General features: G+C 38.3%; 10 protein-coding genes. 9 read left to right on the top strand and 1 reads right to left on the bottom strand.

Annotated features, from left to right (window positions below; genetic code table 11):
- Positions 1 to 20 precede the first annotated feature (20 nt).
- The 9 genes from paaE (at position 21) to R5R67_RS08980 (ending at position 8819) form a co-directional block, all read left to right on the top strand.
- On the top strand, positions 21 to 1082 hold the full coding sequence (gene paaE / locus R5R67_RS09020; RefSeq protein ID WP_000077460.1) for a 1,2-phenylacetyl-CoA epoxidase subunit PaaE: 1062 nt from the start codon (positions 21 to 23) through the stop codon (positions 1080 to 1082).
- A gap of 8 nt (positions 1083 to 1090) precedes the next feature.
- On the top strand, positions 1091 to 1864 hold the full coding sequence (locus R5R67_RS09015) for an enoyl-CoA hydratase-related protein (RefSeq protein ID WP_001156954.1): 774 nt from the start codon (positions 1091 to 1093) through the stop codon (positions 1862 to 1864).
- Positions 1864 to 2655 carry a 2-(1,2-epoxy-1,2-dihydrophenyl)acetyl-CoA isomerase PaaG gene (paaG, locus tag R5R67_RS09010; RefSeq protein WP_000386291.1) on the top strand — a complete coding sequence of 264 codons (792 nt, stop codon included), beginning with the start codon at positions 1864 to 1866 and terminating at the stop codon, positions 2653 to 2655. The genes R5R67_RS09015 and paaG overlap by 1 nt, the downstream gene beginning before the upstream one ends.
- Before the next feature lie 2 nt (positions 2656 to 2657).
- Positions 2658 to 4196, top strand: coding sequence for a 3-hydroxyacyl-CoA dehydrogenase (locus R5R67_RS09005; protein ID WP_000130576.1), 1539 nt, complete (start codon positions 2658 to 2660; stop codon positions 4194 to 4196).
- Between the two features lie 12 nt (positions 4197 to 4208).
- Positions 4209 to 5417: a 3-oxoadipyl-CoA thiolase gene (gene pcaF, locus R5R67_RS09000; RefSeq protein WP_000390387.1), complete on the top strand. Its 1209-nt coding sequence runs from the start codon at positions 4209 to 4211 to the stop codon at positions 5415 to 5417.
- Positions 5418 to 5457: 40 nt separating this feature from the next.
- On the top strand, positions 5458 to 6747 hold the full coding sequence (gene paaK / locus R5R67_RS08995; RefSeq protein WP_000377856.1) for a phenylacetate--CoA ligase PaaK: 1290 nt from the start codon (positions 5458 to 5460) through the stop codon (positions 6745 to 6747).
- Positions 6748 to 6800: 53 nt separating this feature from the next.
- On the top strand, positions 6801 to 7766 hold the full coding sequence (paaX, locus tag R5R67_RS08990) for a phenylacetic acid degradation operon negative regulatory protein PaaX (RefSeq protein WP_000062822.1): 966 nt from the start codon (positions 6801 to 6803) through the stop codon (positions 7764 to 7766).
- Positions 7753 to 8358, top strand: coding sequence for a DapH/DapD/GlmU-related protein (locus tag R5R67_RS08985; protein WP_001112271.1), 606 nt, complete (start codon positions 7753 to 7755; stop codon positions 8356 to 8358). Before paaX ends, R5R67_RS08985 begins: the two co-directional genes overlap by 14 nt.
- Before the next feature lie 77 nt (positions 8359 to 8435).
- Positions 8436 to 8819: a PaaI family thioesterase gene (locus R5R67_RS08980; RefSeq protein WP_001171039.1), complete on the top strand. Its 384-nt coding sequence runs from the start codon at positions 8436 to 8438 to the stop codon at positions 8817 to 8819.
- A gap of 108 nt (positions 8820 to 8927) precedes the next feature.
- Here R5R67_RS08980 and R5R67_RS08975 read toward each other — a convergent pair whose 3' ends face one another.
- Entirely contained in the window at positions 8928 to 12671 is a 3744-nt protein-coding gene (locus tag R5R67_RS08975; RefSeq protein ID WP_002061543.1) for a hypothetical protein, read from the bottom strand.
- Positions 12672 to 13172: the final 501 nt, after the last annotated feature.

The following is a 13172-nucleotide window of genomic DNA, read 5'->3' as shown; positions in this document are numbered from 1 at the left end:
TTTAGATAAGGAAATCAGCCATGAGCCAATTTGTACCATTAAAAGTAAAAAGTATTACACCGCAAACCGATCAGGCAATTTGTATTGCATTTGACGTTGTACCTGAACAACAAGAACAATTTCAATTTCAACCGGGGCAACACTTAACCATTCGCCATTTAACTGAAGCGGGTGAAATCCGCCGTTGCTATTCAATTTGTAGCTATGCAGGCAAAGAAGACATCAGTATTGCGGTTAAAAAAATTGATCAGGGTCAATTTTCAAACTGGGCCAATGACCATTTAAAAGTGGGCGATGTGCTTGAAGTCATGCCACCACAAGGTGTGTTTTTTCAAAAAGCAGCCAAGATGGGCGGACAAAACTATTTAGGCGTTGCGGCAGGCAGTGGTATCACGCCAATTCTATCAATTATTAAACAAGTTTTATTTGAACAACCTGAAGCTAACTTTACCTTGCTCTATGGCAATCGCTCATGGAAACAAACCATGTTTGCCGAGCAAATTATGGATTTGAAAGATCAGTTCAAAGAACGCTTTCAACTCATCAATATTTTTTCTCGTGAGTTCAACGATAGTGAACTAATGAACGGTCGTATTGATGCAGAAAAGCTTAAGCAACTTTTTGATTTTGAAGTGCTTGAAACAAATTTTGACCATGTTTTTGCCTGCGGCCCGGACGAAATGATGAATGCCGTAGAAAATACTTTACCGAACTTTGGTATTGCCAAAGAGCGCATTCACACTGAACGTTTCCATACAGGGCAAGCGCGTAAACGTAGTGTTGAAGCGGATGCAAACCGTAAAGAAGAAAAAGTAAACATCATTTTAGATGGTCGTGAGCTGATTGTTTCTGTGGCTCAAGATGATGAAAGTATTCTTGATGCGGCTTTACGTGCAGGTGCCGACTTACCGTATGCATGTAAAGGTGGGGTGTGTGCGACCTGTCGTTGTAAGGTGCTTTCTGGCGAAGTCGACATGTTCCTTAACTATAGTCTTGAAGAAGATGAAGTTGAAAAGGGCTATGTGCTGAGCTGTCAGACCTTACCAAAAGGCTCAAATGTTCGCTTGAGTTTTGATGAATAGAGGCTGTCATGCAAGAGTTGATCAAAGCCAGTACAGCTGCTGACGGTGTTTTGTTATTAACCCTAAACCGTCCAGAAAAAAGAAATGCTTTAAACAATGCAACATTGCAGTGTTTATGCGAGTTGCTCGAAGAAGCTGAACATAATGTTCAAGTCAAAGCAGTGGTTTTAACGGGTAACGCTCAGTGTTTTGCGGCTGGAGCAGATCTTAGTGAGTTGGCTGCAATGGACGCCGTGTCTTTGCAACTCGATATTCGCCCGAAGCTTTGGCAGAAAATTGATGCGTTTAGTAAGCCACTCATTAGCGCAGTCAATGGCTATGCCTTAGGCGCTGGGTTCGAGTTGGTTTTGCATTCAGATATGGTGATTTGCGGTGAAAATGCCCGATTCGCTTTACCTGAAATTACCTTAGGTATGTTGCCGGGTGCAGGCGGAACACAGCGTTTAGCACGCTTGGTTGGACAACAACTCACCATGCGCTGGAGTATGACAGGTGAGATGATTTCGGCAAAACAAGCCGAGCAACATGGCATTTGCAGTCAAGTGGTGCCGACCGAATTAACCGTTGAATATGCGGTTCAACTGGCAGCCAAAATTGCCAAACAAGCGCCTTTAGCGATTCGCGTGATTAAACAATCAATTAAAAGTATTCATGAAACAACGTTAAGTCAGGGACTCAAGTTTGAACGTCAAAACTTTGTCTGGCTGGCGGCTACAAAAGATCGAAACGAAGGGATTAATGCTTTCTTTGAGAAAAGAAAGCCAGTGTTTAGAGGTGAGTGATGGACTATCAAAATATTATTGCTGAAGAAAAAAATGGTGTTGGTTACCTGACATTTAACCGCCCAAAAGCACTGAATAGCTTTAACGTTGATATGCACCGTGAAGTGGCTGAGGTTTTAAACCTGTGGACCAAAAATCCGGATGTTCGCTGTGTGGTGATTAGTGGCGAAGGTCGCGGCTTTTGTGCAGGCCAAGATTTAGGTGATCGTGTAGTAGACCCAAACGCTGAAGCTCCAGATTTAGGATATTCCATTGAAACTTACTATAACCCGCTCATTAAAACGATTGTAAATATGCCAAAGCCTGTGATTTGCGCCGTAAATGGTGTAGCAGCAGGTGCAGGGGCAAATATTGCACTGGCGTGTGACTTAGTGATAGCAGCTAAATCGGCAAACTTTGTACAAGCCTTTTGCCGTTTAGGTTTGGTTCCAGACTCGGCTGGTACATGGTTTTTACCACGTGCTGTAGGTCATGCACGTGCTATGGGATTGGCTTTGTTAGGTGACAAGCTCCCAGCAGAAACCGCAAAAGAATGGGGCATGATTTGGGATGTTGTTGAAGACGCCGAGCTTAAAACAAAAGTCACTGAACTCGCTGAACGTTTAGCGAAACAGCCTACATTTGGTCTATCTCTCATTAAAAAAGCCATTCATCAATCAAGCAATAACACCTTTGATGAGCAAATGCTTTTAGAGCGTGACTTACAACGTATTGCGGGCCGTTCCGAAGACTACCGTGAAGGTGTGCAAGCCTTTATGAATAAACGTGAACCAAATTTTAAAGGGCGCTAAGCATGACAGATTTAGACTTATCTCGTGCCCGAATTGCCGTTATTGGTTCTGGCACTATGGGCATCGGCATTGCCCAGTTAGCCATCGTTAATGGGCACTCGACCGTTTTATATGATCTAGATGCTCAAAAAGCGCAACAAGCCGTTCAAGGTTTAGGGCAGACGTTTAAAAAGCTGGTTGAAAAGAGCAAGCTTACCCAACAGCAAGCGGATGAAGCCTTAGCGCGTTTAACTGTGGTCAACCAAGTTGAAGCGCTGCGTGATGCTGACTTAGTGATTGAAGCGGTCGTTGAGAAAAAAGAAGTTAAACAGTCTTTATTTCAGCAACTCGCTGAGATTTGTAGTGCGCAAACCATTTTTGCAAGTAACACATCTTCAATTTCAGTGACTGCAATTTCGGCTGGTATTGCTCATCCTGAGCGCGTGGTGGGTTTACACTTTTTTAATCCTGCACCAGTTATGAAACTGGTTGAAATTGTACAAGGCTTAAAAACACCAAACAGCTTATGTTTGGCTCTAAAAAATTTGATGTTGAATTGGAAAAAAATTCCGGTACTCACCAAGTCGACTCCCGGTTTTATTGTTAACCGAATTGCACGGCCGTTTTATGCAGAAGGCTTTAGAGCACTGCAAGAACAAGTCACCAGCTATGACCAGCTAGATTATGCCTTAAAGCAATGTGGCGGTTTTGCGATGGGGCCTTGTGAACTAACCGACCTCATTGGGCAAGATGTTAACTTTTCAGTGACGCAAAGCGTTTACCAAGAGTTTTTTTACGAACCACGCTACCGTCCAAGCCTCATTCAAAAAGAATTGGTCGATGCAGGTGCTTGGGGCCGTAAGTCAAAACAAGGCTTTTATACCTATAACGAAAAAAATCAGTACGAGACATTTCAGCCTCAAGCTGTGGTTGCCAAACCAGTCGATGCCCATATTCAGCTAAAAGGGACTTGGTCTCAGCTACCTGCTTTTTTAACGCGTTTGGGTTTAAAAAGCGGATCTGCGAGTGACGACAATACCCTTCAAATTGATGATATCGACTTACGTTTAAGCCAAGGTGAGTCTGCCAATATTCATTACCTGAGCCGTAAAGTGGTTTTAATGGATTGGCACCATGATTTTGAGCACGCAGAGGCTTTAGTACTCAGTCATAACGAACTTTGTGAAGCAAGTGATCTGGCTAAAGTTGAAGCTTATTTTGCACAGTTTGGTATCAGCGTGATGTGGATTAAAGACCATCCGGCACTGTTAACCTTGCGCACCATCGCTTTACTCATTAATGAAGCCTGCGAAGCAAGTTTACATGGTGTTGCGAGTCTGGAAGATATTGATAATGCCATGAAATATGGAGTGAATTATCCTAAAGGTCCTTACCAGTGGTTGACACAAATGGGTGGTGCGTATGTGCTCCAAACCTTAAATAACTTATATGCACTGTATGGAGAGGAAAAATATCGCGCGAGTATCTATCTCAAGCAATATGTAGCGAAAACCCAAAACATTGCTACCCAATATTCACGTGATATGACCGAATTTGCATAATCAGGAGTCAACATGGAAGACGTTTTAATTTGCGATTTTATTCGTACCCCAATTGGACGATATGCAGGTGCCCTAAGTGCAGTACGTGCAGATGATTTAGCTGCATTGCCCATCAAATATTTAAAAGATAAACACCCGAACTTGCCGTGGAATACGGTAGACGAAGTGTTTTTAGGATGTGCTAACCAAGCAGGTGAAGACAACCGTAACGTTGCACGTATGGCAACACTCTTGGCAGGCTTACCTGATAGTGTACCAGCGATGACGGTCAATCGTCTGTGTGCATCGGGTTTAGATGCGGTAGGACTTGCGGCACGCTCAATTAAAGCAGGTGAAGCGCAGTTCGTGTTGGCAGGTGGTGTAGAGTCGATGAGCCGTGCGCCATTTGTACAAGCTAAACCGACCGAAGCCTTTAGCCGTACACCTGAAATTTATGACACCACCATTGGCTGGCGTTTTGTAAATAAGCAACTTAAAGCGCAATACGGCACCGACAGCATGCCTGAAACAGCCGAGAATGTAGCTGAAAAATATCAGATTAGTCGTGAAGACCAAGATGCGTTTGCATTGCGTAGCCAACAAAAAACCGCTGCGGCACAACAAAACGGTTTCTTTAACGATGAGATTTTGCCTGTCGAGATTGTAGACCGTAAGAAAAACGTGAACGTTGTTAATCGAGACGAACATCCGCGTGAAACGACACTTGAAGCACTCGCTAAACTAAAAGCACCGTTTAAAAAAGAAGGTGGTTCGGTGACTGCCGGAAATGCCTCTGGTGTAAATGATGGTGCTGCGTGTGTGTTAATTACCAACCGTGAATTTGCAGATACACATGGTTTAAAACCTTTAGCACGCGTGATAGGCATTGCAAGTGCAGGGGTTGAACCCAAATATATGGGTATAGGTCCTGTTCCGGCTGTACAGAAAATTTTAAAGCAAACAGGTTTAACGCTAGATCAGATGGATGTGATTGAGCTGAATGAAGCATTCGCAGCCCAATCTTTGGCTTGTATGCGTGAACTTGGTTTAAAAGATGACGATGAACGCGTTAACCCAAATGGTGGTGCGATTGCACTCGGACATCCGCTCGGTATGAGTGGTACACGTTTAGTCATTACCGCAACACGTGAGCTAAAAAAACGCGGTGGACGCTATGCACTTTGCACGATGTGTGTAGGTGTTGGACAAGGTGTCGCACTGATTTTGGAAAACTTAAATTAATTTAGACGGTTTTTAAAATTACATAATGAGGAGAGAGGCGATGGACAGCCTTACAATGGATAATGTTGAGCAATTAACACTTGCAGAGCTTAGAGAGCTGCAAACGAAACGGTTAAAGCAAACCCTGACTTTTGTATATGAAAATAGTCCGGTCTATAAGAAAAAGTTCGATGAAGCAGGTGTACATCCTGATGACTTCGTCACTTTAGACGATCTGGCAAAGTTTCCATTTACCACCAAACAGGATTTAAGAGACAACTATCCGTTTGGGATGTTTGCCGTACCGCAAGAGCAAATTGTGCGTTTACATGCATCATCGGGTACAACGGGTAAACCGACGGTGGTGGGTTATACCCAAAAAGATATTAACACTTGGTCGGACATTGTTGCGCGTTGCTTACGCATGGCAGGTTTAACCGCGAAAGATATGGTTCAGGTGGCTTATGGCTATGGACTATTTACAGGTGGACTAGGCGCACATTATGGTGCCGAGCGTTTAGGTGCGACGGTTATTCCAATGTCTGGCGGGCAAACTGAAAAGCAAGTTCAGCTTATTCAAGACTTTAAACCGACTGCAATTATGGTTACGCCATCGTATTGCGTGAGCATTATTGAAAAGCTTGAGCAACAATTTGGTACTGCACGTAATACGTCTTTAAAAGTCGGTATTTTTGGTGCCGAGCCGTGGACCAACGAACTGCGCCGTGAAATTGAAGAACGTCTCAATATTAAAGCACTCGATATTTATGGTTTGTCTGAGGTGATGGGACCGGGTGTTGCGATGCAGTGCTTAGGTGAGGGCGAGGGATTAACCATTTGGGAAGATCATTTCTACCCTGAAATTATTAACCCTGAAACAGGTGAAGTCTGTAAAGATGGCGAACTTGGCGAGCTAGTCTTTACCACCATTACCAAAGAAGGCTTACCGATTATTCGTTACCGTACTCGTGATTTGACCCGCTTACTGCCGGGTGAAAATCTGGCAATGCGTAAAATGGATAAAATAGTGGGCCGCAGTGACGACATGCTGATTATTCGCGGTGTGAACGTTTTCCCGACCCAAATTGAAGAGCAAATTTTGCAAGTTCCACATTTAGTTCCAAATTATGAAATTTTGGTGACTAAAAAAGGCCATATGGATACTTTGCATATTCGTACAGAGATGTGTCATAACTGTACTATACAGGCCAATCAACTTGCTCAGGAGTTGATGAAACGTATTAAAACCATGATTGGGATTAGCGTTACTGTAGAAGTTGTGACAGAAGCGACCTTACCTCGTTCGGAAGGCAAGGCAAAACGGGTAATCGATATGCGTCAGATTGCTTAACATCAAGATCATTCAGGGTATAGAATCTATACCCTGAAACTAAACGCCAAGACATGAGTATGAGTGCAAAAATACAGCAAATAATTGATTCTGTTGTAAAGAATGAAACCTTAAGTGGAACTTCGCTTATTTCGACAATTTTTGGAGATTCAGTACTTCATCGGGGTGGAAACATTAGTCTTGCAAGCCTGATTCAGTTATTAGAGCTGTTTGGTTTTAATGACCGTGCTGTAAGAACCTCTGTTTTTCGTTTAGTTAAAAATGATTGGTTATGTTCAGACAAAATCGGCAGAACCAGTTTTTATCGCATTACCGATTCGAGCCGTTCGACTTATTTGCAGGCCGAGCAACGCATTTATAACGACCAGATGAAAGAGTGGGACCATTATTGGGATCTTATTCTGATGTCTAGTCTCGATACTGAAAATAAAGCGTTGTTAAAGAAAGAACTCGAATGGTTAGGATTTGCCAATATTTCGACAAACCTAATGGCTTATCCGGGTTGTAACCGTATTGAACTGCAACGCTTGTTGGTTGACTTAAATATGAGTGAGCAAGTGGTGGTGTTTAAAGCTGAAACCTTGCAGCTCTTTAATAACTCGGTTGATACCATTGGGCGTATGCTCAGAACCAACTGGCCTATCGATGAATTACGCCAAAGATATTTACAGTTTCTCGATATTTTTAGAGAAATTGGCGTATTGCTGATGCAGGAAAACGAACAACTCGAACCGGTTCAGGCCTTTCAAATTCGAACTTTGCTGATTCATTATTATCGACGGATTTTATTGAAAGACCCAGCATTACCGCTTGAGCTGTTGCCAACTGACTGGCCCGCGATAAGTGCACGAACTTTATCAATGAATATTTATAAAAAAGTATTTGAACCTGCGGATGAATACTTCTTGTCTGTTGCCGCAACAGCAGAAGGACCAATGCCAAATGCCACAGCACATTATTGGCGCCGTTTCGGAGGTTTGGTGGCGACAAATGAGAGGTTAAATCATGCCTTGTTATAGTATTGACGGTGTTATTCCAGTCGTTAGCCCAGAGGCTTTTGTACACCCAACTGCTGTTTTAATTGGTGATGTGATTATTGAAGCGGGCGTATATGTAGGACCATTTGCATCATTGCGTGCCGATTTTGGTCGTATTCATATTAAGCAAAATGCCAATATACAAGATAGCTGCACCGTACATGGTTTTCCGCAAAGCGTGACTTTAGTTGAAGAAATGGGACACATTGGGCATGGGGCAATTTTGCATGGTTGCCGCATTGGAAAAAATGTTTTGGTTGGCATGAACAGCGTAATTTTGGACTACGCAGAAATTGGTGAAAATACCATTATTGGTGCAAATAGCTTGGTCAAAACCAAAGATATAATTCCGGCAAATGTATTGGCAATGGGCAGTCCTGCCAAGGTTGCACGTGAGTTATCAGAACAAGAAAAAAAATGGAAAACCAGAGGCACGCAAGAATACATTGAACTTGCACAGCGATGCTTAAACTCCATGCAAGAAGTTCAGCCTTTAAGCTCAGAGTTGGGTGACCGCCTGACCTATAAGGACTTTAGCGCTTCAAACTATCAGATTAAACAAGATAGCGTTTAACGGCTCTTAACAAGTCGATTTCAATACACATAGATTCATAAAACTTAAGGAATACTCGCACGAGTAGGGAGACGTTTGTGCAAAAAATGGAAACGACTGCGGTTGATCAATTCGCAGAGCTATTGGGTGTTCAAGTGCTGCATCGCAGTTTTGATGAAGCGCGTTGCAAGCTTAATGTGAAAGACGAACACATGAATGCCTTGGGCGGCGTGCATGGTGGCGTCATATTTTCTTTAGCCGATATTGCTTTTGCGATGGCTTGTAACGCAGGGGATGCACCATATACAGGCCTACAGGCTGATATTCGCTATATGAGCGGTGCTAAAGATAAGGTGTTATTTGCAACGGCAACCAAGGTTGGTAGTAGTAAAAAATTTGCGCATTATGAAGTTCTGATAACAGATGGTTTGAATAATAGAGTCGCTTTATTTACGTCTACGTGTTATAGGCTTGCGCCTTAATGTGTGGTTAGTTTTAAAGATAGCCCCTAATTTTTTTGGGGCTTTTTATTAATACTAAGAAATTAAAATAATTTCATTTTATTAGGATGGACTTATTTTTTAATTGAACTACCAAGGAAATATTTCAGATTCTAATCTTTTTGATTGCTCATCTTTTTGAGACTGAATCTCTATAAGCCTTATCCATTCTTGCTCTTTCTTATCAATTAAAGATAAAATTTCAGTATTTTTATTTTTTAATTTCAATTTTAAAGAGGCTAGATACGGTAATTTATATCGCATATTATCTGAAATATTTCCTGAACGAACTTCTATTGTTTTTGTATAGAATACATTATTTTTAATAATTTTTTCTAAAATTAAAGTTGGATTTTCACTAATATCCAAAATTTGAATAATCAAATCTATCCAATTTTCTTCAACTATAAAACTGGAGTTTTCAACCCAAAATATTAATTTTTCTTGATCGTGTTTTATCCACTGTAAAACTTCTTCTTCTTTTGCATAAGGAAGAATATTAAATAAACCATTAAAATAGAATTTTCTAAATATTTCTTCATTGCAAAATTCTTTAATAAACTTTAATGTTTGGTGTGTAATTAATTCTTTTAATGTATTGAAGTTTTTGTCATTATTGCTGATATTAATGTATTCTTGTTGTTGGTAGTGGTTAATAATAATTTTAAAGGTCTTATTTATAGTGGTTTGGTCGCTTGTTAATAGATAATTTAATATATCTTTAGTTGTATATGTGTTTTCCATACTTATAAAATAGCTCAAATGTTTAATTAAAATTTTTTTATATTTTGTAGAGACCTTTTTTTGAAAGCTACACTCTTGAAATAACTCAAATTGGACTATTTTATGAAGATTTAGGTCTATTAAGACATCTAAGATAATTTCAAATTGTTTTTCGCTAATTTGATTATTTGCTTTTAGCCAAGCTAAACCAATAACATTTTCACAATATATTTCTTTATTCTTTAGTAGACTGGCCAAATATTGATAGTCTTCATCATTACTGCAATTTATAAAGATAATCCGACATGCCAATTTTCTATATTTTATATTAGATGATATAAAATTTATAAGATGCTGATATTCATTTTCAGATTTTTTCTTAAAATATTTAACTATACCTAGTAGTAAGTCAGATTCTAGCAATGGTTCAGTAATTTTGGCAGAATTTAAAATTTCAATACATTCATCTAAGGATTCTAATCTAGATGCAATACGCTCTCCTAAAATTTCTGTATAATTTACTTTTCCTCGTATTGATTTGATATTTAGTAATAGTGAAATATTATTTTTTAAGTTTTCAATATTTTTAAATTGAATGCTTAAATAATTAATTAAATTTTCATAATTATCGAAATCTGGAATCTCTATAATAAATTCATCATCACAATCTTTATTTATCTTATATAAAAAAGTATCTGTAATAAGTAGATATGATTTTATTAAATTTTCAATATTAGAATTTTGTGGTCTTAATATTTTTTCTAATTCTTCTAGTTGATTAAGTATATCAGGAGCGTGCTCATTTAATTCCTCTTTATTCAATTTAATAATATTGATTAGTTGTGCATGTGCTTCAAAGAAATAATCTCTTTTATGGAACTTTTCTAATATAGAATGTACAATAGAAACTTCACCACAAGTCCAAATAATTTCTTTTAGATGATCTATAAAAATTTTTCTTACTTTTTTTACCCCATGATTATCTAATTCGTTTAAAATTTCTAACAAAAATTTAACCCAGGACCAAATTTCATCATATGTCTTAGGTTGATAACCATAGTTAGAATGCTTTCCTGATTCATCCGATTCTTTTATGAAATATCCATATTCATGAAAATTTAAAGCTGTGGAAATACAATCTAGTAAAATAGATTGATATTCCTCTTGTGATTTTAGTTCATTTAATATTTCTTTTTTCTGTTCTAAGTCAGCTAGGGTTTCAGATGTATATAATCTAAATAAAGAAGTAACTAAATCACGAATTGAATTGTAATTTTCTTCTTCTTTCTCATCTTTAGCAAAATAAACTAGTAATTGAAAAGCTTTTTTAAAATTATGTTCTTGATACGCTAAAGATCGAATCAATCGAGATAATTCAACAAAGTGAGTGTTTTCTCTTGTTAAGAATTCTTTATCTAATGCATGTTTCTGCTCAATTAAAGCCAGTAATTGATCTTCTGCAATAAAAGATAATAGCCGAATTTTTACTAAATCTTGACTATCATAAGTGTCATTTAAAATTTTTTCACCTAACCAACCTTCATTATTAAGCCATAAATTAACTACGTCTTTTACTCTTGGTACATCATGCAAATAGCTTAAACGTTTAATAAAAGAGGTCTGAAGCCGAGTAGGCATTATTTTTGTAAATTCATCAATTTTATTGACTAATTTTGTCGAAATGAGTTCTTTAGCTAAGTGGTTTGCTAAAGCATGAGGCAAAATAGCTCTCCATTTTCCACGCTGTTGTACAATATCCTTATTCTTAAGAGTTTCTATAGCTTCGATAGCAATCTCTGCATCTACTCTTGCTAATCGTGCTAAGAAATCGAGTTCAGAGTCTTCTTCTCCACTATCTTCAATATTAAACGAATAAACTAAAGCAAAATTCTGTGCAACTTTTAATAATTCTGTATCTACGTGACCTTGCTGCCAAAACAATCTTTCAAAAAGTTCCTTGTCTGTTAGTAGGGCTAAGTTATCTGTTCTTTCAATGTTCGATGCTATAGCTAAAGCCAAACGATAGTTTCCACCAGCAAACTCTGCAATCTTACGACTATTTAAGCTATTAATATGAGAGTAATGACGTTCAATAACTTTTTGAACGATTTCTACACTAATTGGTTTTAATTTATAAACATCTGTTCTTTCAGGTAAATCATCTTTTACATCATATTCAATCGTCATTAAAGCAATTTGTGTATTTTGAACTTTTCTTGTTAGGTTGGCATGCGTATCTTGTCCACAATTATCTACAATTAAAATATAAGGTTTATTTTTCTGTATTAGTTCTTCAATAAAGTGCTCAGGCATAGGAACGGGTGAGTCACCCAAATCACAGTACCAAACATTTCGGTGATCTAAACTATTTTCTCCAATACGTTCATCAAATAACGCCTGTGCAAAACGAGTTTTGCCCACGCCAGATAAACCAATTAATCGAACAGAGGTACCAGTACTACTAAGTTTTTGACGTATTTCATTAATACCGTCTACAACATTTAATTCATTATTTTGTTGATGGTTTGGTGAAATTACTTTCACATTATCATCAAAATAATATTCTGCTTCGATTTCAGCTTTTGTATTTGACCAATCATCAAAACGTTGCCACCCATGTTGTGCTTGTTCAGTAAAAAAGTACTTTGATAAATCATCGTGTTCTAAGCAGACAAATTCTGATTCGAAAAATGAAGCCTCTCTCCATTCCAGTAAAATGCCTAATTCTTTAGCTTTATTTTCTATATTCACCAATGCTTGAGGAGGGGTCATTCTTTTTTCAGTATTGTTATGTGCCTGACTCCAAATTTGGTTTGTGTAAAATAAAAGCTTGGTAAGTTCAGGATAATCGCGTTTTACTTTATTTAATGTTTCAATTAAATCATCCTTATGTTCTGAGAGTTTTGTTGAATAGAATTTGGATTGGAACCCGATAATCTCTCCATCATATTCAATAGGATTTTTTTCAATACCTGATTGGTTTTTAAAACCAAACCACCCTTTAGGTAGGTTAAATTCTCGACAAAATAGTAAATATGAAAACCATTCAAAAGTTAACTCTTTATTGCTAGAGAATTTTGCAGAAAATATTTCCCAATCTGGCTTTATCATTTTTTCTAACCTAGTAAATATTTAAAAAAATTACATCTTTATTAAAAGTTATATTAGCTTACACAAGCCATAAGTCTTTTACTACTAGACCAATTTAAAATTGATTGTACTTATAAATTTAAATTAGGACGGATTTATATTGTCCTTAATAGTGAAATAGGGCCATTAGTCATTTAATCCTCAGTTCACTCAAAGAAATTGCTTTATAAACTATTCCCCCTCTATAACCCCCACTTAACAATAACCCACCTATTATTTAGCCTTACTTTTCTAATGATTTAATTTAAAACAAATGGCATTTTGTGTGCTTGACTGCAATAGGACAGAGCACTATTCTTTGCCTGCTGGCCTACATTGCCAGTCGATCGTCGCGGATCGTCCCTTAAGAGCATTAAAGGTTTTATACTTTTAGTGTGTACACCCTCGTGCCCCCTCTATGGTGGAACGGAGGGGGACACCTTTGGGTGTGCTGGAATCTTAAGGCCAGTCCGCGAACCCCCT

This window comes from Acinetobacter sp. OYA S30 (assembly GCF_033599315.1).
Taxonomy (GTDB): Bacteria; Pseudomonadota; Gammaproteobacteria; order Pseudomonadales; family Moraxellaceae; genus Acinetobacter; species Acinetobacter baumannii.
This window is presented reverse-complemented; position numbering and strand designations above follow the sequence as displayed.

What these genes read in the sequence shown, in the direction of transcription:
- paaE (WP_000077460.1), top strand. Translation starts at nt 21, where the DNA reads ATGAGCCAATTTGTACCATTAAAAGTAAAAAGTATTACACCGCAAACC.
- R5R67_RS09015 (WP_001156954.1), top strand. Translation starts at nt 1,091, where the DNA reads ATGCAAGAGTTGATCAAAGCCAGTACAGCTGCTGACGGTGTTTTGTTA.
- paaG (WP_000386291.1), top strand. Translation starts at nt 1,864, where the DNA reads ATGGACTATCAAAATATTATTGCTGAAGAAAAAAATGGTGTTGGTTAC.
- R5R67_RS09005 (WP_000130576.1), top strand. Translation starts at nt 2,658, where the DNA reads ATGACAGATTTAGACTTATCTCGTGCCCGAATTGCCGTTATTGGTTCT.
- pcaF (WP_000390387.1), top strand. Translation starts at nt 4,209, where the DNA reads ATGGAAGACGTTTTAATTTGCGATTTTATTCGTACCCCAATTGGACGA.
- paaK (WP_000377856.1), top strand. Translation starts at nt 5,458, where the DNA reads ATGGACAGCCTTACAATGGATAATGTTGAGCAATTAACACTTGCAGAG.
- paaX (WP_000062822.1), top strand. Translation starts at nt 6,801, where the DNA reads ATGAGTATGAGTGCAAAAATACAGCAAATAATTGATTCTGTTGTAAAG.
- R5R67_RS08985 (WP_001112271.1), top strand. Translation starts at nt 7,753, where the DNA reads ATGCCTTGTTATAGTATTGACGGTGTTATTCCAGTCGTTAGCCCAGAG.
- R5R67_RS08975 (WP_002061543.1), bottom strand. Translation starts at nt 12,671, where the DNA reads ATGATAAAGCCAGATTGGGAAATATTTTCTGCAAAATTCTCTAGCAAT.